The sequence below is a fragment of the Staphylococcus sp. GDY8P131P genome, from assembly GCF_017891975.1.
GTDB lineage: Bacteria > Bacillota > Bacilli > Staphylococcales > Staphylococcaceae > Staphylococcus > Staphylococcus nepalensis.
In genome coordinates this window covers 149,742-175,164 of record NZ_JAESKF010000008.1, presented here as the reverse complement: position 1 = coordinate 175,164, position 25,423 = coordinate 149,742, and the positions used below count along the sequence as shown (strand labels likewise).

21 protein-coding genes and 1 riboswitch are annotated in these 25,423 nt (G+C 33.4%); of the genes, 9 read left to right on the top strand and 12 right to left on the bottom strand.

The window, feature by feature from the left end; genetic code table 11:
• Positions 1 to 247: 247 nt before the first annotated feature.
• Positions 248 to 1,180 (bottom strand): lactate/malate family dehydrogenase, encoded by a 933-nt coding sequence (locus KA894_RS08705; protein WP_096808308.1) that lies wholly within the window; start codon positions 1,178 to 1,180, stop codon positions 248 to 250.
• Between the two features lie 53 nt (positions 1,181 to 1,233).
• On the bottom strand, positions 1,234 to 2,049 hold the full coding sequence (locus KA894_RS08700) for a MetQ/NlpA family ABC transporter substrate-binding protein (RefSeq protein ID WP_107644363.1): 816 nt from the start codon (positions 2,047 to 2,049) through the stop codon (positions 1,234 to 1,236).
• 86 nt (positions 2,050 to 2,135) lie between these two features.
• Positions 2,136 to 2,242: riboswitch (SAM riboswitch) on the bottom strand.
• A 380-nt stretch (positions 2,243 to 2,622) separates the two neighbouring features.
• On the opposite strand from KA894_RS08700, the gene panE reads away from it, so the two are divergent.
• Positions 2,623 to 3,540 carry a 2-dehydropantoate 2-reductase gene (gene panE / locus KA894_RS08695; protein WP_096808306.1) on the top strand — a complete coding sequence of 306 codons (918 nt, stop codon included), beginning with the start codon at positions 2,623 to 2,625 and terminating at the stop codon, positions 3,538 to 3,540.
• 26 nt (positions 3,541 to 3,566) lie between these two features.
• On the top strand, positions 3,567 to 4,385 hold the full coding sequence (locus KA894_RS08690) for an acyl-CoA thioesterase (protein WP_119487695.1): 819 nt from the start codon (positions 3,567 to 3,569) through the stop codon (positions 4,383 to 4,385).
• A 79-nt stretch (positions 4,386 to 4,464) separates the two neighbouring features.
• Here the strand turns inward: KA894_RS08690 and KA894_RS08685 are convergent, their stop codons facing one another.
• From KA894_RS08685 to KA894_RS08665, 5 genes are all read right to left on the bottom strand, one after another.
• Positions 4,465 to 5,829, bottom strand: coding sequence for a PTS ascorbate transporter subunit IIC (locus KA894_RS08685; protein WP_096808304.1), 1,365 nt, complete (start codon positions 5,827 to 5,829; stop codon positions 4,465 to 4,467).
• Between the two features lie 22 nt (positions 5,830 to 5,851).
• The gene (locus KA894_RS08680) at positions 5,852 to 6,136 is read right to left on the bottom strand and encodes a PTS sugar transporter subunit IIB (RefSeq protein ID WP_096808303.1); all 285 of its coding nucleotides are present in this window, start codon (positions 6,134 to 6,136) and stop codon (positions 5,852 to 5,854) included.
• A gap of 5 nt (positions 6,137 to 6,141) precedes the next feature.
• The gene (locus KA894_RS08675) at positions 6,142 to 6,582 is read right to left on the bottom strand and encodes a PTS sugar transporter subunit IIA (protein ID WP_096808302.1); all 441 of its coding nucleotides are present in this window, start codon (positions 6,580 to 6,582) and stop codon (positions 6,142 to 6,144) included.
• A gap of 10 nt (positions 6,583 to 6,592) precedes the next feature.
• Complete coding sequence (locus KA894_RS08670) at positions 6,593 to 8,533, bottom strand: BglG family transcription antiterminator (RefSeq protein WP_119487694.1); 1,941 nt, start codon at positions 8,531 to 8,533, stop codon at positions 6,593 to 6,595.
• Positions 8,534 to 8,907: 374 nt separating this feature from the next.
• Complete coding sequence (locus KA894_RS08665) at positions 8,908 to 9,804, bottom strand: DUF7916 family protein (protein ID WP_096808300.1); 897 nt, start codon at positions 9,802 to 9,804, stop codon at positions 8,908 to 8,910.
• Positions 9,805 to 10,091: 287 nt separating this feature from the next.
• On the opposite strand from KA894_RS08665, the gene KA894_RS08660 reads away from it, so the two are divergent.
• The 6 genes from KA894_RS08660 (at position 10,092) to KA894_RS08635 (ending at position 16,934) form a co-directional block, all read left to right on the top strand.
• Positions 10,092 to 10,907: a zinc ribbon domain-containing protein gene (locus tag KA894_RS08660; RefSeq protein ID WP_096808299.1), complete on the top strand. Its 816-nt coding sequence runs from the start codon at positions 10,092 to 10,094 to the stop codon at positions 10,905 to 10,907.
• Between the two features lie 14 nt (positions 10,908 to 10,921).
• Positions 10,922 to 12,220, top strand: coding sequence for a TcaA second domain-containing protein (locus tag KA894_RS08655; protein ID WP_107644367.1), 1,299 nt, complete (start codon positions 10,922 to 10,924; stop codon positions 12,218 to 12,220).
• 228 nt (positions 12,221 to 12,448) lie between these two features.
• Entirely contained in the window at positions 12,449 to 13,270 is an 822-nt protein-coding gene (locus KA894_RS08650; RefSeq protein WP_119487693.1) for a hypothetical protein, read from the top strand.
• Positions 13,271 to 13,705: 435 nt separating this feature from the next.
• The gene (locus tag KA894_RS08645) at positions 13,706 to 14,815 is read left to right on the top strand and encodes a carbohydrate kinase (RefSeq protein ID WP_107644369.1); all 1,110 of its coding nucleotides are present in this window, start codon (positions 13,706 to 13,708) and stop codon (positions 14,813 to 14,815) included.
• Positions 14,799 to 15,710, top strand: a complete 912-nt coding sequence (locus KA894_RS08640) for a pseudouridine-5'-phosphate glycosidase (protein ID WP_103373173.1) — start codon at positions 14,799 to 14,801, stop codon at positions 15,708 to 15,710. The genes KA894_RS08645 and KA894_RS08640 overlap by 17 nt, the downstream gene beginning before the upstream one ends.
• Positions 15,711 to 15,719: 9 nt before the next feature.
• The gene (locus KA894_RS08635) at positions 15,720 to 16,934 is read left to right on the top strand and encodes a NupC/NupG family nucleoside CNT transporter (RefSeq protein ID WP_096808294.1); all 1,215 of its coding nucleotides are present in this window, start codon (positions 15,720 to 15,722) and stop codon (positions 16,932 to 16,934) included.
• A 51-nt stretch (positions 16,935 to 16,985) separates the two neighbouring features.
• Here the strand turns inward: KA894_RS08635 and KA894_RS08630 are convergent, their stop codons facing one another.
• From KA894_RS08630 to KA894_RS08615, 4 genes are all read right to left on the bottom strand, one after another.
• The gene (locus KA894_RS08630) at positions 16,986 to 17,120 is read right to left on the bottom strand and encodes a beta-class phenol-soluble modulin (protein WP_103373171.1); all 135 of its coding nucleotides are present in this window, start codon (positions 17,118 to 17,120) and stop codon (positions 16,986 to 16,988) included.
• A gap of 370 nt (positions 17,121 to 17,490) precedes the next feature.
• Positions 17,491 to 19,029: a PTS transporter subunit EIIC gene (locus tag KA894_RS08625; RefSeq protein WP_119488241.1), complete on the bottom strand. Its 1,539-nt coding sequence runs from the start codon at positions 19,027 to 19,029 to the stop codon at positions 17,491 to 17,493.
• A gap of 228 nt (positions 19,030 to 19,257) precedes the next feature.
• Positions 19,258 to 20,289, bottom strand: a complete 1,032-nt coding sequence (gene argF, locus KA894_RS08620) for an ornithine carbamoyltransferase (RefSeq protein ID WP_170006894.1) — start codon at positions 20,287 to 20,289, stop codon at positions 19,258 to 19,260.
• 596 nt (positions 20,290 to 20,885) lie between these two features.
• Positions 20,886 to 22,142: an MFS transporter gene (locus KA894_RS08615; protein ID WP_096808290.1), complete on the bottom strand. Its 1,257-nt coding sequence runs from the start codon at positions 22,140 to 22,142 to the stop codon at positions 20,886 to 20,888.
• Positions 22,143 to 22,501: 359 nt separating this feature from the next.
• On the opposite strand from KA894_RS08615, the gene KA894_RS08610 reads away from it, so the two are divergent.
• Positions 22,502 to 24,091 (top strand): L-lactate permease, encoded by a 1,590-nt coding sequence (locus KA894_RS08610; protein WP_096808289.1) that lies wholly within the window; start codon positions 22,502 to 22,504, stop codon positions 24,089 to 24,091.
• 297 nt (positions 24,092 to 24,388) lie between these two features.
• Here KA894_RS08610 and KA894_RS08605 read toward each other — a convergent pair whose 3' ends face one another.
• Entirely contained in the window at positions 24,389 to 25,408 is a 1,020-nt protein-coding gene (locus KA894_RS08605; RefSeq protein WP_103373164.1) for a zinc-binding dehydrogenase, read from the bottom strand.
• Positions 25,409 to 25,423: the final 15 nt, after the last annotated feature.

Below are 25,423 nucleotides of genomic sequence, written 5' to 3'. Positions count from 1 at the left end.
TTTTACTACCTACGTCTTCTGTAGTGATTATCCCTTATAATATCAAGTCAATTGTAGTCATAACTTATCATTTAAGCAAGATATCTTGATATAATTTGGTTTTTAATGATGTATATAAAGACGGGAATATAACATTAAATTTAACGTTATATTCCCGCCCTATAAAAACATATCTTGTTATCGTACGAAACAAGACATTTTTTAAACTATGCTTTCTTTCTACGTACTATAATTACGTCTTCAAAAATTATTCACTTGCTTTAGCAATGGTTTGTTGAATGTATTGATGTGCTTCAGTTAGTTGTTCAAGTTCTACATCACTCAACTGAACTTCAAAACGTTGCTGAATACCATCACGAGTTACTAAAGTGGGTAAACTAAAGGCGCTTTCTGCCAATCCATATTCATTGCTAATTGAAGTTAATGGCATAATTGTTTTTTGGTTTAAATATATGGATTGAATAACATAATTGACTACTTTAGCAATCGCCGCATTCGTCCATCCTTTTTGATAAAAAACATCCATAGATACCTTATCAATAATTTCAATGATTTTCTCTTTATCAATGGGCGGTATACCAGCCAATTTTTCAAACTCATGTAGTTCCATGCCATGCACCCTTACTTTACTCCATACTGGTACTGCGTGTACACCATGTTCGCCAATTACAAAAGCTTCAATATTTTTAGGGTCTACTTGATAATATTTTGATATTAACGTTTTAAAACGTGACGTTTCTAAAGCTGTTCCTGTCCCGATTATCTTATGTGTTGGATAATCTACTTGATTGCTTAAATAAGTCATTGTATCTACTGGGTTAGAAACTAAAATAATAATCGCGTCTTGTGTTACTTGACTAATTTGTTCCATGACTGCTTTTATCATTTTACGGTTTCCTTGCGCCAAAGCAACACGGTCACCTACTTCAGGATCAGTCGGTACACTTGATGTGACTACAATAAATGCCGCGTCAGCTAATGTTTCATATCCTCCGGTATGTATGTCAATATGATTGGAATTAGGTAAACCTTGTATATGTTCGTGGTCCAACGCTTCTCCACTCGCTCTTTGTTCATTTGTATCAATTAATACAATTTCTGAAAAAATATTTAAACTCTGCACATCTGTTAAAACTTGACTTCCAACTCTACCAAGTCCAATGATGCCTAATTTTGTCATATATCCTTGCCCCCTATGTCTTTATATCATATATTAATTATCTCACTCTTTGGTTATTTTTCATACGGAACCACATCTTGGTTATACTCTTTTTCAATAAATTGCTTCATATCGTCAGACTGTAAAATTTTCAATAATGTTTGATATTCCTCATCATCTTTATGACCTTTTTGAACTGCAATAATATTTGCAAATGGAGATGATTTCCCTTCAATTGCGATGGCATCTTTATGCGGTGTTAAACCGTTATCAATAGCATAATTCGAGTTCATAATAACAGCTGCGCCTTCTTTGCTCTTATATGTTTTAGGTAAAAATTCTGCGCCTTGCTTATTATTAAATTTAAGGTTCTTTTTATTCTCTACAATATCATCGAATTTAGCGTCTTCAATGTTGACGCCTTTTTTAATTTTAATTAATCCTTTATCTACGAAAAAAGATAAGAAACGCCCTTCTTCTGCCGGATTATTCGAAACATAAATCGTAGACCCATTAGGAATATCTTTGATATCTTTATACTTTTTACTATAAACTCCCATTGGCGTCGTAAATACTTTTCCCACTTCTTCTATATTATAATTGTGATCATTTTTCTCCGCTTTTAAATAAGGGACATGTTGGAAAAAGTTCGCATCTACGTCGCCTTTATCTAAAAGTTTATTAGGTACTTTATAATCATTAACCACTTTAATTTCCAAATCATAACCTTCTTTTTTCATTTCATCTTTAGCATGTTTTAATACTTCTCCATGCGGTGCTGGTGATGTGGCGATTGTAACTTTTTTATTTTCTTTACCATTGGATGAACTACACGCTACGAGTATTATTGTAAAAAACACTAATATAGCTAAGCTGATTAACTTTTTCATAACATCTCTCCTTAATATGTTTTAAAACAAAATGAACTCATATGTAAAAAAATACTTCCTCTTAAATAAGAGAAAGTATCCACCTTCTCTCATCTCCGAAAGTAAACATTACTTCCTGTGAATTAGCACCATTTCATTAAACGATGGTTGCTGGGTTTCATCGGGCACGTCCCTCCACCACTCTTGATAAGAGTCAAAACTATGTATTTGAATTGTATTAATCCTAGCATTATACTCATATTTAGTCAATTAAATTTTAGAAAATTCTAATTATTAACCATTTTAAATAAATGGATAGAAATTGTTCCATGTGAAACGGATATATCTACATGATTAGTAATAAATAAATCCATTCAAATTATGTAAAATAATGCTAACTAGTAGGATTTTGGCGGTTTTTCATTAAATATAAACAAACCTGTGGCCACCATAATTTATATGATCATTTTAAATATGAGCTATTGATTGATGTTTAATAATAAATCACTTCGCAATCTTGTATGCGTAACTTTAAAGGAATAGTGGTATATAAATAGCAATATTTATTCATTAGAAAAACAAGGAGTGTTTAAGATGCGTATTTTAATCTTGGGAGCAGGCGGCATAGGAGGATACTTTGGTGGTCGTTTAGTAGAAAGCGGTAAAAATGTCACTTTCTTAGTAAGACCGAAACGAAAATCCTATTTAGAAAGAAATGGTTTGGTGATTCATAGTGACAATGGAGATTATAGCTTTAATCCACAGTTGATGACTAAAGAAGCAGAAACGGAACCTTTTGATGTTATCCTGTTGTCTTCAAAATCGTATCATCTTGACCAAGCGATTGAGGACTTAAAACCATTTGTACACGAACAAACTGTGATTATCCCATTACTTAATGGTGTCGCACATATTCCAAAGTTACAATCTATTTTTGGAAAAAATAAAATTATGGGCGGGTATTGCATCATTGAAACTGCCTTAAATACAACTGGTGAAGTCGTACAAACAAGCGATTTTGACAAACTTTTCTTTGGAGAATTGGATGGTACAGTTAGTGATAGAGCTAAACTAATAGAGCAATCTTTTTCCGGTTCCAAATCCGACTTTATGTTAAGTTCTGATATTAACCGTGGTATATGGCAAAAATATTTAATGATCACTGTTTTATCTAGCGTCACAACAATGATGCATGCACCAATCGGTCCTATACGCGACAGTAAAGGTGGCGTGGATTTCGTCCGATCTTTATATGAAGAAGTTGCATCTATTATACGAACTCATAAAGCACCACTGGATGACAATATCGTTGAAAAATATATGAAGGGGTTAACTCAGTTATCTTACCATTTCAAAACTTCTATGCAACGCGACATGGAAAAAGGATTGAATATCGAAGCTGACCATTTACAAGGTTATTTATTAAATCTAGCGAAACAGTATCAACTAAATGCGCCACTACTATATGCTTCATATCAAAACCACAAGGTATATAAAGAAATGATTCAATAATCAATACAAAATGGAGAGACTTGTAAATGACATTCAATATGCAATCACACCCTTTTGATAACGCAACATACTTAAACCAACAAGAAACAGGTGTTTATTTCGGACACACGTCTGCCAATTATGCGAATATGATCGGCCCATTTGGTGGCGTTATTGCTTCAACATTATTACGCTCTATCTTAGAACACCCCGATTGTATTGGAAGCCCTGTTTCACTCACGGTCAACTATGCTGCACCTGTCAAAGATAAAGATTTTAAAATAATAGCAAAACCAACAAGAACAAATCGCTCAACCCAACACTGGTACGTAGAACTCTTGCAAAATGAACAAACAGTTATATCAAGTACTGCCGTGACTGCACTCAAAAGGAACACTTGGTCTTCTACAGAATTAGCAATGCCAGAAGCGCCTCCATTCAAAGAAGTTCCCAAATTACCAATGATAGATGTACCGCCATGGGTACAAAATTATGATATTAGAATCATTAAAGGTGCGCCTCGTGCCTTTACAAACGACAGCGTTACAGATTCTGTTACATTGCAATGGATAGAAGACATGCCAAAGAGAAAATTAGATTACCTATCACTCACATCCATTTGCGATGCTTTTTTCCCTAGAATATACGTCCGTCGCGAACCTTTCGTTCCGATTGGGACAGTATCATTAACAATCTATTTTCACATAGATGCATCAACTTTAGGCAAAGAGAGAGCGCAACCTGTGCTAGGACACACCCGTTCAATTAATTTTAATGAGGGTTTCTACGATCAAACCGGTGAAATTTGGAGTTCTAATGGGGTATTATTAGCTACAACAACTCAGCTTGTTTATTATAAAGCATGAATGTAAATTGGCATTAAAAAGGACGCGTCTATGAAATCATTTTAGAAAAATATGATTTCTGACTCGTCCCTTGTTTTATTTATGATTGCTGTTCGTTTGCTTCTTTTTGATTTGTACGTTTTTGTAACATGATTGATACAGCTGCAACAATAATAATTAAGATAATGATGCCGATAATCCCTAAGTATTTAGCGATGTTTCCTAATACAACACCTACTACTAAGAAGTCTGTATCAGAGAATGTCGTAGCAGCGCCACCTAATTCACCTAAAAACGGTAGGAATAAAAGTGGCAAGAAAGTAATTAAAAGACCATTTAATGCTGAACCAGCAACTGCGCCTTTTATGCCTCCTCTTGCGTTACCAAATACACCGGCCGTAGCGCCTAAGAAAAAGTGTGCTACTACACCTGGTAAGATAACCACGCCACCGAATAAGAATAATATAAACATGCCAATAACGCCTACAATAAAGCTTACAAAAAAGCCTATTAACACAGCGTTTTGTGCATAAGGAAAGACAATCGGGCAGTCTAATGCTGGTTTGGTGTTAGGAACTAATTTTTCAGAGATGCCTTTAAATGCAGGTACAATTTCTGCAAGAATTAAGCGAACCCCAGTTAAGATAATAAACACACCTGCTGCAAAAGTAACACCTTGGATAAGTGAAAATACAATAAAGTTCTGTCCGTCGCTAATTTCTGCATGTACATAACTTGGTGTAGCAAATAACGCTGCTACAAAATAAAGTAATGTCATTGTTAACGAAATACTAATCGTACTTTCTCTTAAGAAACTCAATCCTTTCGGAAAATTGATATCTTCCGTAGATTTAGACTTTCCTTTAAATAACTTTCCTATTTCGCCCGCAGCCCAGTAACTCATCGTACCGAAATGCCCTAACGCGACTTGGTTATTGCCAGTAATTTTTTTCATTGTCGGTTGTGCTAACGCAGGTAATAATGCCATTATCAAACCTAAAATCACTGCACCAATAATCACAGTCAATGTACCTGTTATATGACCAACTGACAATAATATGGCTAAAAATGCAGCCATATAAAATGTATGATGGCCTGTTAAAAATATATATTTCAAATTTGTAATACGTGCAATAATAATATTTACAATCATACCAAAGACCATAATTAATGCTGCAGTCGTGCCATATTGTTCTAAAGCAATTGAAATGATAGCTTCATTATTCGGTACAACGCCTTGTACACCAAATGCATGTTGGAAAATTTTACCAAATGGTTCTAACGATTGCGTCACCACATTGGCACCTGCACTCAAGACTAAAAATCCTAAAATCGTTTTTATTGTACCTGAAGTAATATCAGTGGCTGATTTTTTTTGGACAATCAATCCAATAAAAGCGATTAAGGCTACTAATATCGCTGGTTGGCTTAACACATCAACGATAAAATCAAGTATTGGCTTCATCGTATTACCTCCTTACTGAATATTAAAGTACGTTTAGATCAGTTAATTTTTCATCTAATTTTTGTTGTAGTTCTTCTTTGTCTAATATGTTATCTAGTACAATCACGTCGCCTAGTTTTTGTGTATTTTCTTCTAAATCTCTACCGCATATAAATAAATCTGCCATATCTGGACTGGCGCTCATAACATCGCTATGTTCTACTTTAATATCTGATGGCGCATTTAAATTTTTCAATGCCTCTTGCGCATTCATCTCTACCATAAAACTACTTCCTAAACCGTGACCACACACTACTAAAATTTTCATTTTCATCATTCTCCTTTAAATATATTTATAATTTCAACCGGCGTTTGTGCTTTTAACAATACCGAAACGGTCTCTTGATCGCCTAAAGTCGTTGCTAAATGCCTTAGTATTTCTAAATGCCCTTCATTATCTACAGCGCTTAAAACAAAAATTAACGAAGCATAATGCCCTTCTTCTGAAAAGTTAATATGCTGATTTAATTTCAACAAACTTAAACCTATCTTTTTTACATTGTCATTAGGTCGTGCATGTGCGATAGCTATTTCAGGTGCAATGACAATATATGGCCCTAGCTTTTCTACGCTATGAACCATTTCGTCAATATAATCTTGTTTAAAATAATCTTGCTCTTGTAAAGGACGAGCTGCAACACGAATCGCTTCACGCCAGTTTTCCACTTTATCAAGCACTTGCACTTTATCAGTTGATAAAATTTCTAATGTCATTTTTTCCTCCTTAATGTTGACTCACCTCATTGATACAATGCATGATTTCATTCATATCTCCTAAAAACAGTTTGTTTCTATACTGTTCGTCCATCACTAATTCACTAAATTGTCTTAATGCGTTCAAATGGATTTGGGGTTGTGCTGTTGCTAATGTCACTATGATAAAAACAGGATCATATTGGTTATGTTCAAAATGAATACCACCTTTGTAATGTACAATGCTAAACCCTACTGAACCTTTAACATGCGTTGGTTTAGCGTGTAATAACGCGATATGCGGGCTAATAACCATATAGGGCCCGAACGCATCAAGTTGTTCAATAATTTCTTCTGCATAAATATCATCTACAATTTGATCATCAACTAACGCTCCAACGCTTTGCTTAATAGCTTCATTTCTAGAAAGTGAAGGCTGGCATGTTAAAATCCTATTTTCTGGTAAAACGTCTTGCAATGTTCGTCCTAATCCCTTGATATCATTAACGTATTTTTCTCTTGAAATATTAATAATATCGTTCATTTGCTTTCGATCGTTTTTATCTAAAAATGGCGAAACATGAAGTACAGGTATCGATTCATGTTCAAATGGCACGGTTGAAATAATGTAATCGACGCCTTCATGTTTCAATAGGGTTTCGTTAATTTCATATATTGAATAAGCGTCTACAATTTCTAGTTCAGGGTAGATATGCCGTATCCTGCTTTTCAATAATTGCGATGTCCCTACACCAGATCCACAGAGGAGCACTACTTTTATAGCATTTGTTGTAATCGCTGAAATACGTTCAATAGCTGATGCAAAATGCAGCGTAATATATGCCAATTCATCTCTGTTAAAACAAATTTGATAATTCTCTTCAATCCCCCAAATATGATGTTGCAATCTCTCAATCATGTGATGGTACTGTTGGTGTATTTCATCTGTTAGTGGGTTTTTATGTGTCATGTCAAATTTCAATCGATGAATAGCTGGTCTCAAATGAACAATCAATCCATTTAATAATTTGCTATCATTCAATAAATCTAGTCCTAAATCAGCACTGATCCGTTCAATCAATTGTTCCGTCAAAATTTCTAAATCATCTACGTCTTCACTTGCATAGTTCATTTCTGACGTTTTAGCACCTAATAAATGCAACGTGATAAAACCTGCTTCACTTTTCGGAAAATGTATTTCAAATTTTTCCTCTAAAGATGCTTTTATCAATAATGCCACACGAAATTGGTCTGTTTTTGCTAATTTTTCATATTCTACTTCGGGAATTTCAAAAACAAACTTTTCTTTAGCACGATGTATCGCAATTAATATGTGATAAATCAAACCATCTATTGCGCTTTGAACTAATTGATAATTTGCTTCAAATAACACTGACGTTACAGCCAATCGAATATCTTCTAGTTCTTTATTAGAAAAGAGTTTATGTCCTATTTGATGTGTATGATTTTGAAAATATTCGTGTACACATGACGCATATGCCTTGCGGTAATGTGTTTCTTCACCTTCTATAATAAATCCTTTGTTTTTGATATATGTTAACTTCAAATTATATGAGGCTAACCAGATTTGTACACTTTTTAAATCATCTACAATTGTTCTACGTGTGACTGAAACCATGTTAGCTAATGATTGGGAAGATGTCGGAATATTAGACTCAAACAATTTCAGTATGATATAACGTATGCGCTCTTCTTTAGAATAATGAATTGAAGTCGCTGTATATCGATTAGTCATATCATTGAGTGGCATTGTAGTTTCAATCTTGATACCTGTATTTTTATTTCTAAAAATAGTTAAATCTAATTTCTGTGCCATACTTTCTATATATTCTAAATCATATTGTATTGTCCTTTCTGAAACATTAAATTGTGTAGCTAACTGATGAATAGGTATAAACGATTCACGTTCAAGTAAGAATGTTAATATATGATGCTGTCTCTTGCTTAACACACGAGCAACCTCCTTACATATATATTGTAACCGCTTACTATTAATGATAGGTGTGTAATCTCTTTCGTCTCGTAATCCGAAAAGTTGCACATCTATCACAAGCAGTTACTTTTTAAAATTATAAATTAATCATTAAATAATTTGTATATAAATTATGTTAGTAATACAAAAAGTGAGAACATGAGCATCTGATATAGAATATTATATTTAAAATAAAGTATTCATATATTAACAATTGTGGTTATTTAACCCTATTTAAAAATTAAAAAAACAGTAATGAAACTCAACGTCATATCTTGGTTTCATTACTGTTCTTAATAAAAAATATTTTCACTGATTTATTTCTTGATGTCACTATAATATTTTTATATCTATTAACGGTTAATTGACCTTGCAATCATTGATAGCGTATGTCTTTCACCCCGTAACGCTTTACTCAATTCAAATATATTCTCCACCGGTGCTAGTCCACAGGAACTACCATCACCAATGTGTTGGATATCTACACCACATATTTTATTTCTAATCGCAAAATCTCTAATTGTACTGGGATCAGCGCTTTCTTGACTTGTACCAATAGCTGACATCACAAGCCCACCATTACGATGTACGACTTTCACAATATCTTTAAGTTGCGTCTCGTCAAAACCTGGGACTGTACCAACTGCAGGTACAAGTATCATATCTGCCCCTGCTTCAATGAATTTTTCTACATATGTTTTTGTAATAACAGGTTCATCTACGCCAGAGCTATGCATTTTTCCAGCAATAATTAAACCTGAAAAATGTGCGCTTGTACTTTCAATTGCTTCTATAATTTTATCATTGGTTACTCCAGTTGCTGGATTGCCTGTCATACAAATAAAATTGACACCTAATTGTTCGAGCGCTCGAACTGTCTCAGAGCTTGCTTGACGCCCTAGTGCAATATCTAAGTGTGCCTCGGTCATATTTGCACGTTTATCAACTGGTTCTAAGTTCACCCCTACAGGTCTACCAACTAAATATCTCAATGTCTCTATCACGTGCGCCCCTTCACCAATGTTTTTTACTTTTGGATTAAATGCATCAAAACCATTTAATAAAATCAAATCTGCACCAAACGCACGGGCTAATTCAGCATTAGAAATATCTGGCACCATAGGCGTTTCAGTAACGATGTTTTCAGATAAAACGACACGTCCAGCGCTAGCTTTAATACTCTGCTTCAATTCTTTGCCTGTCATTTCAATGAGTTCTGATGCGTTGGCGCTCAATAATCTTTTTACCATATGATATCTACTCCTTGTATAAGCTGTTTTAGTTCCAACATGCTTTATAATTGAAATTCCAATTAATAAATATATTTCTTTTTACCTTTAAACTAAACGTGCTATATAGTTAATTATTTTACCATATACGCTATCGTCCGCTTATTTTAATTCTTTTTTAATAAAAAGCATTCTATATTCATTATCTGTTTTTAAAATTTTAAATTATTTAATTTTCAAAAACTGTAGCGTTTCATAAATATTAGTGTGATAATATATTTCAATATACATTACAAGGGGGAAGTTATATGCATTGTCCAAATTGCGGAAGTCCTATCGAAACATCAGATTTGTTTTGTGGGGAATGTGGGACAAAACTAACACAACAATCTAATAATACAAAGGTCAATTCGACTGCCACATCCCAACAAACACAGCATCATTCCATTTCAAAACAAGAAACGACACAACCTTCAGCTCAGTCAAATCATAAAAACGAAACATTTTCAACACACACAAATGTTATTTTAAATGAGTCAAAAAATTTCTTTTCAACTGCTTTCAGTCATCCAGATAAAGAACTTGCCAGCCCACACTATTTTTCTTATAAAACATTATTCAGTGTAATTATAGCTGGTTTTATATTGTCAATGATACTACTAGCCATTATTATCCCAGCTGAAATAGCATATATTATGAGCAGCAAAGCAAGTGTAGTTTTTAACATTACATTCTTCTTGCTCATAGCAATTACAGTGCTCTTTGGTATCACATTTGCTCTAATTAAAATTTTAAATATTAAAATAAGCCTACATAAAGCACTTTCAGATTTTGTATTAATAAACACCCTATCAGTGGTGATACTTTTACTAGGTTTACTATTTTCAGCAATCCATGTACCTAGTTTTGCAGTACTACTTATTATTATTTCTATATTATTTACTTTCATAGCACCAATATACTTAATTACCAAATATAGCCATAATCAGAGCATACGTATGCCAGTCATTTATTCTATGCTTATCTATATCGTTATCTTAGGCGTCATTTTACGCATCCTAGTCGAGGGTACTATTTCAAATACATTAAATGACTTAAGTTCATTTTTTAACACAGGTTACTAAGGAGGGAGTCAACCATGAAATATTGTAATAATTGTGGCGCAGAACTCAAACCAGGCCAACGCGTTTGTACACAATGTGGCACACCTGTCCAACAAAGATCAACACACCCAACACCACCAAAAAAATCAAAATTACCTATATATATCATCATTGTAGCCGTCATTGTTATTATAATTGCTTTATTTACTGCCTATAAAATCATCGATGCACAATTATCTCCAACTAAACAAGCAGAAGCAATTTCTAAAGATTTAAAAGACCAAGATACAGATAGCTTGGCCAATCATTTAACATCAAATGGAGATCCCATTTCTAAAGACGAAGCTAAAGCAATTTATAAATATATTGATGAAACAGATAGCGTTGATCGCGTTGCAGATGAATTACAAAATAGTGCTAAAAATGTAAAAAATCACAAACTAAATGATCATACAGTCACTGTAGGTGATACCTCCCTTATTAATATTACTCAAGATGATAAAAAATGGGGAATATTTAAAAATTACATTTTTAACGTAAGTACTGAACCGGTCTCTATTACATCAAATGAAAACAGTACACTTTCTTATAAACTTAACGGTGAAACAAAACAAGTTAAGTTAAAACAAGATAAAACAAAAACACTTGATGACTTCCCTATCGGTATATACGATTTAAAAGCAACACAAAACGTTGAGGATAAAAAATTCAAAGGCGTGGTTCATATCGATATGTCAGAAAGTAATAGTGCTGATCTACAATTCAAACAAAAACGTTTTACTGTAACTATTGATTCAACATACGCTAATTCAGATACACTCAAACTTTACATTAATGATAAAGAACAACCAAATTTTGATGAATTTGATTCAGAAACATATGGGCCATATGCACCAGATGAAAAAGTCGAAGTTTACGCTACAACAAAAGTTGAAGGTAAGCAATTCAAATCTAGTGTAGAAAACATTTCAAGTCCAAAAGAGGACGAAGATGAAATAGATGTTTCATTATCTTTTGATGACGACGCTATCAGTGATTACGAAGATAAAATTTTGGAAAAAGAGACTAACTCTGAGTCTGAAGATGACGATAGTGATTCTAGTTCTGAAGAGAAAGTAACACGTGAAAATGTTATAGATAAAGTAGAGTCTTATGAAGGGAGCGCATTAGATACAGATAATTATACTTATAAAGAACCTGAAAAAACGGAAGATGGCTGGGGATTCTCATTCACTGATAAAGACGGTGAATTAGCTGGTTCTTATACCATTGATGAAGATGGCTATGTTACCGAATATGATGAAGATGGAGAAGAAGTTGATTCAGGGTATTAAATCCTTTTATACAAGCTAGGGATAGAAATGAGCTACATCCAGTTAAGTAGACAACTCAATAGTTAAAATTGTATCTAGGCTGATTTCATATCATTTATGAGGTCAGCCATTTTTAACGTCATGCTTCCATTATTAAAGAAATATTAAAAAAATTAATGTTTAGACTACATTAGTGGGGTATACACAAAGTACGCAATATTATATTTAAAGAAAATTGAAGGTGAGACAATGAATGACAACCATTCTTTCAGTGATTATCCAAAAATCTTAAAAATTGAAGATGACGGAAAGATAATTGCCCTAGACAAAAATGGAAAAGTGAACACGGATTTAAATATTCACACTGTAAGTGATGAACAACAACAAGCTATTTTTGGAGATATATTATACCAGCCTTACCGTCGTATAACTAAAAGTAACCAGTTATATGATACGAATTCACAAAAAAGCCATAATCAAGAACCACATTATAATCAACAAGACCGTGAACGTGAATTATATTTATTAGATGAAAATAAAAAAGCTAAACGTAAAAACGTTTGGTTAGGTTTGGGGGTCATTGTCTTACTGATCGTTGTCATCATTTTTGCAGTTACCACGTATATAAACAGTGATAATAATGAACAACAGTCTACTAAACAGACAAGCGAGCAGCAGTCTGCTAATCAAAACCAATCAAATGATACTCAAGGTAGTAACGTCAATTTCCAACGCCAAAATAATGAAGTTAAGGAGGATATTCAATCATTAAAAGAGAACATTTCTAATTCTAACAATAACACCGATTCTAAGTTGCAAGCATTACAAGATAAAGTAGATAGTTTAAAACAAGAAGCAGATTCTAATAAAACGAATAATTTAGCAGAGAAATACCAAACTACCGTAGACGATTTAAAACAAGCCAAAGATGAAAAAGACAATGGTAACACTAATCAAATGCAAGCAGAGCTAGACAAAGCAAATCATAAATTAGACGATATAAAATCAAAGTTCTCTTCTTTATTCAATGACAAAGAAGATACAGATCGCACGAACAATAACGAAAGCTAAACGAATAATCTAACTTAAATTGAACACATATACGATTCAAGCTAATCTTTTTATATGCAACACCCATTATGTTTATTGCATACAAACGCGTCTCCATTTTGATTGGAGATGCGTTTTATTTTGATTATGTATATTTATTTACATGACATGTTCAAATCTATAACTTCCTCTTTATACTTCATTAACTACATGAAAAAAATTTTCAATGAGTGCTAATTAATCACCCCAAGCATTTATTTTTAGTATACAGCACACTGATTTTTAAAGGATTTTCCTCCCCTAAATGTTTATATTTAAATATTACAAAATTAGCAACTATCTTTTGTAAGCGTATACAAAACTGAATTTTCATGCTATTATCTTATAAAATTAAACAAAAGTTTATATTTTAAACTTAAGTTTAACTTTTACTTTATAGCAAAGGAGGTTCGTCATATGAATAAAAATGAACAAGCAGTTTTAGATCGCATTCAAGAAAACCCATTCATCTCACAACAAGAATTAGCACAATCTATTGGATTATCAAGGCCTGCCGTTGCAAATATTATTTCTGGCCTTATACGTAAAGAATATGTATTAGGAAAGGCCTACGTTCTAAACGAAGACTATCCTATTGTTTGTATCGGGGCTGCAAACTTAGATAGAAAATTCTACGTCCATACTGATTTGCAGTTAGAAACTTCTAATCCTGTAACCTCAACAAGATCCATAGGTGGTGTTGCAAGAAACATTGCAGAGAATTTAGGACGTATGGGAGAAACTGTTGCATTTTTGTCAGTAAGCGGAAACGATAGTGAGTGGGATATGATTCATAAATTGTCGAGTCCATTTATGAATTTAGATCATGTGCAACAAATCGAAAGCGCTAATACTGGTTCATATACTGCATTAATCAATAATGAAGGTAATATGGAATATGGTTTAGCAGATATGGAAGTCTATGATTATATTTCACCAGAATTTTTAATTAAGCGAACCCATTTATTAATTAAAGCAAAATGTATTATTGCAGATCTTAATATTTCAAAAAACGCAATGGATTTTCTATGTGCTTATTCAGAAAAGCATAATATTAAACTGATTATTATACCTGTGTCGTCTCCAAAAATGAAAAATATGCCTGATTCATTACATGCTATCGATTGGCTCATTATAAATAGAGATGAAACAGAAACTTATTTAAATATGGAAATCACTAATACAGATGATTTAAAAAATGCTGCTAAAAAATGGAATGACTTGGGCGTGACAAATGTCATTATTACTAATGGCATCAAAGAACTTATTTTTAGAAATCATACAGAAGAAGTCATTAAGTCTGTTATACCTTCTAACCATGTTGTTGATGTAACGGGAGCTGGAGACTCTTTCTCTAGTGCTGTGATATTCAGTTGGCTAAATGAACTAGATACTGAAAGCATACTAACAGCAGGAATGATTAATTCACGAAAAACAATTGAAACTGAATATACAGTGAGACAAAACTTAGATAAAAAACAATTATTTAGAGACCTGGAGGAATATAAAAATGAAACAATACATTGATTTTTCTAAAGAAGTGAAACAAGCTAAAGCAGAGAACAAACCCATTGTAGCATTAGAATCAACCATCATTTCACACGGTATGCCTTATCCACAGAATGTTGAAATGGCAACAAAGGTCGAAAATATTATACGCAAGAACGGTGCGATTCCAGCAACGATTGCATTAATCGACGGAAAAATTAAAATTGGTCTTGAAAAAGAGGAATTAGAGTTACTTGCAAACAGTGACAATGTTGCGAAAGTATCACGCCGCGATTTTACAGAAGTGCTTGCCACTAAACGCGTCGGCGCAACTACAGTTGCCTCAACGATGATGTGTGCTGATTTAGCAGCAATTCAATTCTTTGTTACTGGTGGTATCGGAGGTGTACATAGAGGTGTTGAAAGCACTATGGATATTTCAGCTGATTTAGAAGAATTAGGTAAAACGAATGTCACAGTGATTTGTGCGGGCGCTAAATCTATTTTAGATTTGCCAAAAACAATGGAATATCTTGAAACTCAAGGCGTACCAGTAATTGGCTATAAAACTGATGAGTTGCCAGCATTCTTTACGAGAGAGAGCGGTATTAAATTGAACAGCTCATCTGAAAATCCAGAAGATATTGCACGTATTTGTAAAGTTAAAAATGATTTAGATATTGAAGGTGGCGTAGTTATCGCTAACCCAGTACCTAAAGAAGATGAATTATCTAAATCATATATCGATAGTATCATTGAAGAAGCAGTTAAAGAAGCTGAAGCACTAGGTATTAGCGGCAAAGACTCTACGCCATTCTTACTCGGTAAAATCGTTGAAAAATCTGATGGTAAGAGTTTACACACAAATATTAAACTAGTTGAGAACAATGCGATACTAGGAGCTAAAATTGCAGTTGCTTTCAATCAAATGTAGGTGATCCTTATGTCAATCTTATTTGCCTTTACAGGTATAATTTTTGCATTATTTATCGCTTTTCTATTTAGTTACAATAGAAAAGCAATTGATTTTAAAAAACCACTCGTGATGTTAATCGTTCAAATCGTTATCGTGTTATTTATGATGAACACGAATATTGGTTTAACCATATTAACGGGGTTAGGTTCATTTTTTGAAGAATTAATTAATATTAGTAAAGCGGGCATCGACTTTGTATTCGGTGGTTTACAAAATAAAGGCGCTTCAACATTCTTTATTACAGTGTTATTACCTTTAGTATTTATTTCCGTGTTAATCGGAGTATTAAATTATTTTAAAATTCTTCCATTTATTATTAAATATGTAGGTATTATCATTAATAAAATCACACGCATGGGTCGTCTCGAAAGTTACTTTGCTATTTCAACTTCTATGCTAGGACAACCAGAAGTTTACCTAACAATCAAAGAAATGATTCCTAAATTATCTAAAGCTAAATTATATACGATTACAACTTCCGGTATGAGTGCTGTGAGCATGGCTATGTTAGGTTCGTATATGCAAATGATCGAGCCTAAATATGTTGTGACTGCTGTTATGTTAAATATTTTCAGTGCCTTAATTATCGCAAGCGTAATCAATCCTTATAAATCAGACGACAGCGATGTAGAAATCTCTAACTTAACCGCTGATGAAAATATTTCCAATAATGCTAAAGCAAAGCCTAAAAAAATACCCTTCTTCCAGATGATTGGTGATAGTGCAACGGATGGTTTTAAAATTGCCGTAAGTGTTGCTATTATGCTGCTTGCATTCATTTCTCTGATGGAAGCAATCACAGTATTATTTAACTTTGTAGGCTTAGATTTTAAACAATTAATCGGTTTTATCTTTGCGCCTATTGCATTTATTATTGGTATACCATGGAGCGAAGCAGTTCAAGCCGGTTCATTGATGGCGACAAAGTTAATCACGAACGAGTTTGTTGCTATGTTAGATTTCCAAAAATTAGCTGGTGATTTAACACAACGTACACAAGGTATCATTTCTGTATACCTTGTTAGTTTCGCTAACTTTGGTACAGTAGGTATTATTGTTGGTGCAATTAAAGGCTTTAGTAATGAACAAGGCAATAAAGTAGCATCGTTTGCCTTACGTCTGCTTCTAGGCTCTACACTAGCTTCAATTATCTCTGCATCAATGATTGGTTTAGTTTTATAAAATAAAAGACGATGGGTAGATTGGTTTATCACCAACCGCCCTCGTCTTTTTTTACGAGTTAAAAAAACCTAAGATGAAGTCAGCGCCTTTAGCTAATGCGTCAGCAATGCTAGTTCCCATTGTTATCCAATCAGCGTTTAAACCTGCTTTTACCGCTTCACTGATTGCGTTTACGAAATTAGACATTTAATACACCTCTTTCTCTATCACCTTTTATTCAAAGGTTGTTTACTTTCAACTAAATTGTAATACAAAAAAATAATATTGTTGTAGGCATTTCTTAACTTACGCTTTTTTATTCCTAATCGCCAATGCAACTCTTTTTAAATGAATAATATTTCCTATTTGTAACATTGAATCTTTAAAAATAATTATTTCTTTTATCCAAATGCATTATGTAATTTTTTATAGCGAATAAGCATTTAAAAACAATCTTTAATAAATTAACACAAAATAAGAGCGAGACAGAAACCCTAAAAAATTTCACGCCCCGCCCTACTTAAATATTCTTAAAAAAGTTATTATGTCTTAATATAAATATTTATCATTTTATTATTTATGATTGATTGCTCTCTAACAACGCTTCCACTTCATTTTTAATTGTTGTGACATGGGGACCATAAACGATTTGTACGCCGTTTCCTTTTTGTATGACACCTCTAGCCTCTGTAGAATTGGGTATTTGTTTATCTACTGGGTCATCCGTTTTTAATGTCACTCTTAATCTTGTAGCACAACAATCAACAATATCTATATTTTCTTTTCCTCCTAAGCCTTTAATGATTGTTTTAGCACGATCTGTAGCTTGAACTGTTTCTATGGCTGCTTCGTCTTCACGACCAGGGGTTTTAAAATTAAATTTACTAATTAAGAATCTAAAAATAGCATAATAAATCATAAACCAAACGATACCTATAGGGATAACCCATAAGAAGTTTGTCTTAGCATTGCCTTGTAATACACCAAATAATAAAAAGTCTATAAAGCCACCACTAAACGTTTGACCAATCGTAATGTTAAATATGTCAGCCATCATAAATGCTAAGCCATCTAAAAAAGCATGAATGACATATAATACAGGTGCAACAAATAAAAAGCTAAATTCTAAAGGTTCTGTAATGCCTGTTAAAAATGACGTTAATGCAGCTGATAACATTAAACCTCCTACGACTTTTTTATGTTTCGGTTTAGCAGTATGATAAATTGCTAATGCTGCGCCACAGAGACCGAACATCATCGTAATAAAACGCCCTGACATATAACGCGAAACGCCTGAATAATATTTAGTCACGTCTGGGTCGCCTAACTGAGCAAAGAATATATTTTGTGTTCCTTGTACGAGATGGCCTTTGACCTCTAATGAGCCACCTAATGCAGTTTGCCAAAATGGTAAATAGAATATATGGTGTAAGCCAAATGGGCCCAACAACCTCAATATAAAACCAAAGAAGAAAGTGCCAATTACACCTGTTTTATCTACAATACCACCAACACCAAAAATCCATCCTTGTATCGTTGGCCAAATAAAAAACATAATGACTCCAAGTATAATAGAAGCGATAGCTGTAATAATTGGAACAAAGCGAGATCCTCCAAAGAATCCTAAATACGAAGGTAATGCTATTTTATGATATTTGTTATGTAAAAGCGCTGTCATAACACCCGTTATAATACCGCCAAATACACCCGTTTCTACCGTTTGAATACCCAGCACCATACTTTGGCCTTCTTCAGCTAAATTTCCTTTAGCTAAAGTCTCTGTAATGGTTAACAAGCCATTCATAGAAGCATTCATAATTAAGAAACCTAACATCGCAGCTAATCCTGCAGTGCCTTTATCACTTTTAGCCAAGCCTATTGCAACACCAATGGCAAAAATAACAGGTAGGTTTTGAAATACAATATTACCTGCAGAAGACATCAGTACGAATATATTTTGTAATAAAGCAATATCCAACATAGGGTAAGCTTTAATGGTATTAGGATTACTTAATGCACCACCAATGCCTAATAATAATCCAGCTGCTGGTAAGATAGCGATAGGTAACATAAATGATTTACCAAACTGTTGTGCCCTCTCGAACAATTTACTCATATGATTAACCTCCTAATTACCATCAATATACAGTTAAAGAAAATATTAATCAATGGGTTTTTATATTATGAAAAACTTTTTCAAAAAATATTGAAAACACTTCTTTGAAACATAAAAAATAAGAGAGATAGAAATTATATTTTTAAAATATAATTTCTATCTCTCTGTTTCTACAGTAATGCATCTGCTTATACGTCGCTTTTAAAACTTACTTTGCGCTCATATTATTTAAAATATATCGCCCAAAGTTCCTGCCATTATAGCTTTAATCGAATGTAATCTATTTTCTGCTTGTTCGAATACAACAGAATGTTTACCTTTAAAAACTGCATCTGTTATTTCCATTTCTGTTAATCCATGCGTTTTATAAATTTGTTGTCCTACTTCTGTGTGTACATCATGAAATGCTGGCAAACAATGCATCACAATAACATTTGGATTCATAGTATTGACGAGCATGGCTTCATTAATCTGGTATGGAAGTAAATCATTAATACGTTGCGTTTGAACAGATTCGTCTTCTCCCATTGAAAACCATACATCAGTATATATCGCATCCGTTTTATAAACAGCTTGTTGGATATTATCTGTAATTAAGATTTGACTACCTGATTGTAATGCGTAAGTTTCAGCAAGTTTTTGTATATCTTGATGTGGAAATAATGATTCAGGTGCTGCAATATGAATATTTACACCTAATATTGCTCCAGTAACTAACAAATCATGCGCGACGTTGTTTCTTGCATCACCTACATAAGTCAAAGTCTTGCCTTGTAATGTACCTAAACTTTCTTTTAAAGTATAAAAATCTGCAACCATTTGCGTTGGATGCCACTCATTCGTTAAACCATTCCACACTGGCACATTTGCATGTTGTGCTATGTTTTCTACATCACTTTGATGATGTCCTCTAAATTCAATACCATCATACATACTTCCTAATACTTTTGCAGTATCTTCGGTAGATTCTTTAACGCCTAAATGAATATCACCTTGGCCAAAATGTTCTGGGAAAGCACCTAAATCATTTGCTGCCACACTAAACGCTGCGCGTGTTCTTGTAGATGGCTTTTCAAATAATAAAGCAATATTTTTCCCTTTAAGATATGGATGTGGGATACCTCGTTTTTTCTTCTCTTTAAGTTCTCCAGTAAAATCGATTAAAGTTACGAGCTCATCTAAAGAAAAGTCACATGTTTTCAAAAAACTTTTTCCTTTAAATGATTGTAGTTTTTTTAAATTTGTTGTGTACGCCCCAATGTCATCACTCCAATGTTTTTATAAAGTTAATATACATATTAAACCTAAATAAACTATAAATCAAGAATAAATATACTTTTTATTGCATATTATTAAAAAAATGAAGTTAGCTTTTTCTTTTAAAAATATAAATAACCTCCCAAATGGTACATACCATTCTACACTGAAGTCCTATTTTATAACGTTTGAGGGATAAAAATTTTTAAGCATAAACACTGAGGCAGTTATTTTTTAGGTTATGATTTAATGCGCTTATTTTTAAAATTTTATAGTATATTGCATACATAATAGTTAATCCATGGAGGTGAACATCTATGTTAGATTTACTATTGTCTACTTTTAAACAAATTGCTGCTCAATTCGTTTCAGGCGGTTTTCAAGAAAAATAATTACATTTTTAACCACTCTGTCTCAAAAATTTGCATAATCATATCTTAAAGTAAATACAAAAAACAGGAACACGATATCCAATTTCATCAAATTGATATTGTGTTCCCGCTTTATATACCTTATTTAAAAATAAATAATCCAGTACCGTCTCACTTCAATTACATATTTTTTGAATGCTAAAGCCTATCGCTTTAATTGGTTTATTTTTAATTATGCAAAACATCGGCCTTAGTGCGTGCACGTTCTTCTGGTGTTTTTAAGAAACGTGTCATAATGGCGCTGGCAACATATAATCCAAATATCAAGTACATCATGCCTTGAACACCAATACTACTATAAAATAATGCTACTAAACCTGGACCAGCAAAAACGCAAAGACCTGCGCCTAAATTTAAAATTGCCATAGCTGGCCCTTTATCACCATCATGTACAAGTGACGGAACAAGTGCAGAAATAGGAACAAACCCTGCTAAACACACACCCCATAAAAAGCCTACTGTACCAACAATAAAGACGTTGCCTGTAAATAATTCAGGTACAAAGTAAAGACCTAATGTAAATACTGCACACCCAATACCACCGATATAAGAAATTGTATTTTTCCAACCTATTTTATCGCTTAAAGCGCCAAATATGAGGTTAAATATGATATTAGCTATAAAAATTGTTCCCCAAATATTTAACCAAGTTGTTGTTGCAATGCCTTTAGACGCTAAATAAATTGGTAAGAATAATGGGAAAGCATATTGTGCTGCTTGGTTAATTACTCTGACAACGCATGCCACTGCAACACGTGGTTCTCTTTTTAATATTGTGATACCTGCCAAAATCTCACTGATATGTTCTTTAAACCCGTGCCCTTTTTCTTCAACTATGAACTGATCTCTATTGACAAACACAGCTAAAAACGTACCTAATAACACCCAAACAATCGCAGTCCACAATGTAAAGAAATGACCGAATAATTGAATCGCTAACGAAGAATAGAATGATCCTAAGACGCTTAATCCCCCTGTAAATACAAACCAGAACCAACCTACAGCTGCACCTAATCTTTTTTGTGGAGAGCGGTAAGCCACCCACACTAAAAAGGAATAAGCAAATAGTGGGTAGCCAAAACCTCTTATAGCGTAAGATGGGATCATGATGTTGTAATCCATTGTCGGAATGGCAAATCCAACAAATATCACATGTCCAATAATATATAATCCCGTACCTAACAACATTACTTTTCTCGGGCCGATAATTTCAACCAACACACCTGATAACCAAGAACCAATCGCTATCGTCACACCATAACATGTAGTCAAAATCGCTGTCTGTTGTACAGATAATCCATTTTCATGTAAATATGGACTAATCCAAGCTAATTCTAACCCATCGCCCATCATAAAAATCAATACACCAATATACCCCCATAACAAAGTTGGTGGCATACCTATTTTAGTCAGTTTATCACTCATTTCACACACCCCTTATATAAAACATCCAATCATTTATATATATTGGATTATCTAAAATTAAAATACTTGGAAACGCTTTCAAATATTATCATTATATTATTACATTTTTTCTATTAATGCAAATTTATTTTCGTTTGTTTTCGTTTATGAATAAATGGTTTTCGAATTACGAAAATATCGTTTTATGTCATAGATTAAATACAAAGATACCAATATCTATGCTATCTAAATTGAAATATAAATAATATATTTTTTATAAACAATTGAAAATCCTATTGAAAACGGTTACAATATATATTATTTAGTCATCATATGACTAGATGATTATTGATTATATGAATAAGGGAGTTTTATATAAAATGATGTTATTAGTCGCTTTCAGTGCAGTAATTGTACCTTTTATATTTCTAGTACTTTTACGCATGTCTGCTTTAAAAGGAATGATTATTAGTGCTGTCGTAGTTACTGTTTTAGGGATATTTGTATGGGGGATGCAAGGTAATGTTGTAATAGCTTCTATACTTCAAGGTACACACAAAACCTTAACTATTCTTTATATTTTATTTGGCGCGCTTGTTTTGCTCAATACATTGCGTCAAACAGGTGCAGTCAATCGCATAAATGCAGGTTTTAAAAAAATCTCTCCAGATATGCGTGTACAAGTTATCATCGTTGCCTTCTTATTTGGTTCACTTATTGAAGGTGCATCAGGATTTGGAACACCTGCTATGGTAACAGCACCATTACTGGTCGCTTTAGGTTTTAGACCTATAGTTGCTGTCGCTACTGCTTTAATCGCTGATAGTATTGCTGTTTCTTTCGGAGCTGTAGGGACGCCAGTTATTGTAGGATTAAGTACTTTAAAAGAAGCAAATCAAGCTTTTTTCCATTCTACTGCTGAACAAATCACGATACTAGACTTACTAAGTGGTATCTTTATACCTATTATCGTTATTGCTACAATGGTTATTTTCTTTGGTAAAAATAAAAAATTAAAATCTATCATTGAAATGCTACCATGGTTAGCATTAATTGGTATTGTATACGCTGTTTCTGCATTTATATATGCACATATCTTTGGTGCAGAGTTTGTAGCTATATTAGGCTCGTTAACAGGACTTGTTGTAGCGGTATTAACAGCAAGTAAAGGTTGGCTATTGCCTAAAACAATTTGGAGAGACGCTGCGGATGAAACTTACGAAGCTGATGTGAATGAACACTCTATGAGTTTGTTAACAGCTTGGGCGCCATATGTAATGGTTGTTATTTTACTCCTATTAACAAGAACCATACCAAGTATTGAATATGTCACAACGCATTTTCTTGATTTTTCTTGGAATAATATTTTAAATTTCTCAGAAATATCATCTGAATGGCAGTTCCTTTATTCACCAGGTACGATTCTAATTTTATCTGCACTTTTTGCAATTTTAGTTCAAAGAAAATCCTTTAAAAATATGGCCAATGCAAGTAAAGAATCATTATCTACCATTAAAATCACAGGTATCACGCTCGTCGCTACGCTTGCGATGGTACATGTTTTTATCAATTCTGGTATTAATATCAATGATTTGAATAGTATGCCAGAATATATTGCCCAAAATATGGCTGCCACTTTAGGGCCAATTTGGTTATTTGTAGCTCCATTCTTAGGTGCACTAGGTTCATTCATTACTGGTAGTGCAACTGTTTCAACGTTGACTTTTTCACCTATCCAGATGAATATAGCAAATTCCATTGGCGCTGACCCATTTATTGTCTTAGCAGCACAGATTATTGGCGCTGCTGCTGGAAATATGATTTGTGTGCATAACGTAGTCGCTGTTTGTGCCGTTGTAAATATGCCAGGCAAGGAAGGCAGCGTTATTAGAAAAACATTAGGTCCTGCGTTAATTTACTGTATATTAGCCGGTATAAGCGCTTATTTGATTGCTCTACTCTTCACGTAATATAAAGACAGCGCAACGTCTAGAATATAAATTCCAAAATTCAGCCCCCAAAAGATTTCTTTTTGGGGGCTGTTTCATATAAATGCTTCGTGTTGTTTTGCTTCATTGATACGAACATATTTTGAGTTTGTAGTCTCAAGACGTTAGCTATTCATGCAAGCTTGTCGCAAGCAATATTATGTTTACATATAATTGCCATAGATTTCTACTATAAATCCAACATTTTTATAGGCAATTTCACAAATATAGATTTAAATTTAGTCTATTTTTGTTTTTAATGTGGTGTTGCTTTTTACATTAAAAAGCAATCATCACTTTAGAAGATAATCGTGAATTGGCTGCTACTTCAAACGCTTCTTTATATGCTTCAATATGATAGGTTTGAGTCACCACATTTCCAATTTTTTCATTTTTTTCTAATACTTTTAATGCGTCTTCTATTTCACTATTAAATCTATAACAGCCACGATATGTAGCTTGTTTAATATTAATAGGACTTAAGTTAATCGGTGCTGCTTTATCTTGTAAATTACCAACTTGTATAATAACGCCACCAATATTTACGGCTTTAAATGCTGTTGATATAGCTGGCGTTGCACCCGAACATTCTAATATGACATCATATTGGTCTTCAGGTACATCATTTTCCTTAATATTTAGTGTTTTGATATCTCCCATATCTTTTGCACGTGATAATGGTTCTTCTAACATATCTGTAATCGTAACACTTTTAGCACCTAATGTATAAGCAGCACCTGCAGCAAGTAAACCAATCGGCCCTGCGCCAGAAACCAGTACAGATTTATCTTTTACTCCGCCTGCTAAATTAATAGCGTGCATACCTACACTAAGTGGTTCAGCCAATGCTCCTAGCTTTAACGATACCTTATCAGGCAAAGCTAATATTTGAGATTTATCGACCAACATTTTTTCAACCATTGCACCTTGTTGGTGAGGTAAATATCTGGCAGATCCTAAATAAGCACCATTTGGCCAAACTTCAGGGTTATTTGGTAATCTTTCAATTTTTTCACCATAAGTAGCTGGGTGCACTGTAACCTTAGTGCCTTTTGGTAAAGTTTCACCTTGATATTCCATATCTTCAAGTAATATGCCACTGAGCTCATGACCAGGTGTTAATGGTTCACGTATCACTGCTGGCCCACTAGCACCTTCTGCTAAATAATGTAAATCAGATCCACAAATACCCACGTACTTCACTTCAATCAATACTTTAGTATCATCTTCATGACTATTTAAAGTCTCAACATCTCTCAATTCGATATCTTCTTTTCCATTAATAAATACCGCTTTCATACTCACCTTACTCCT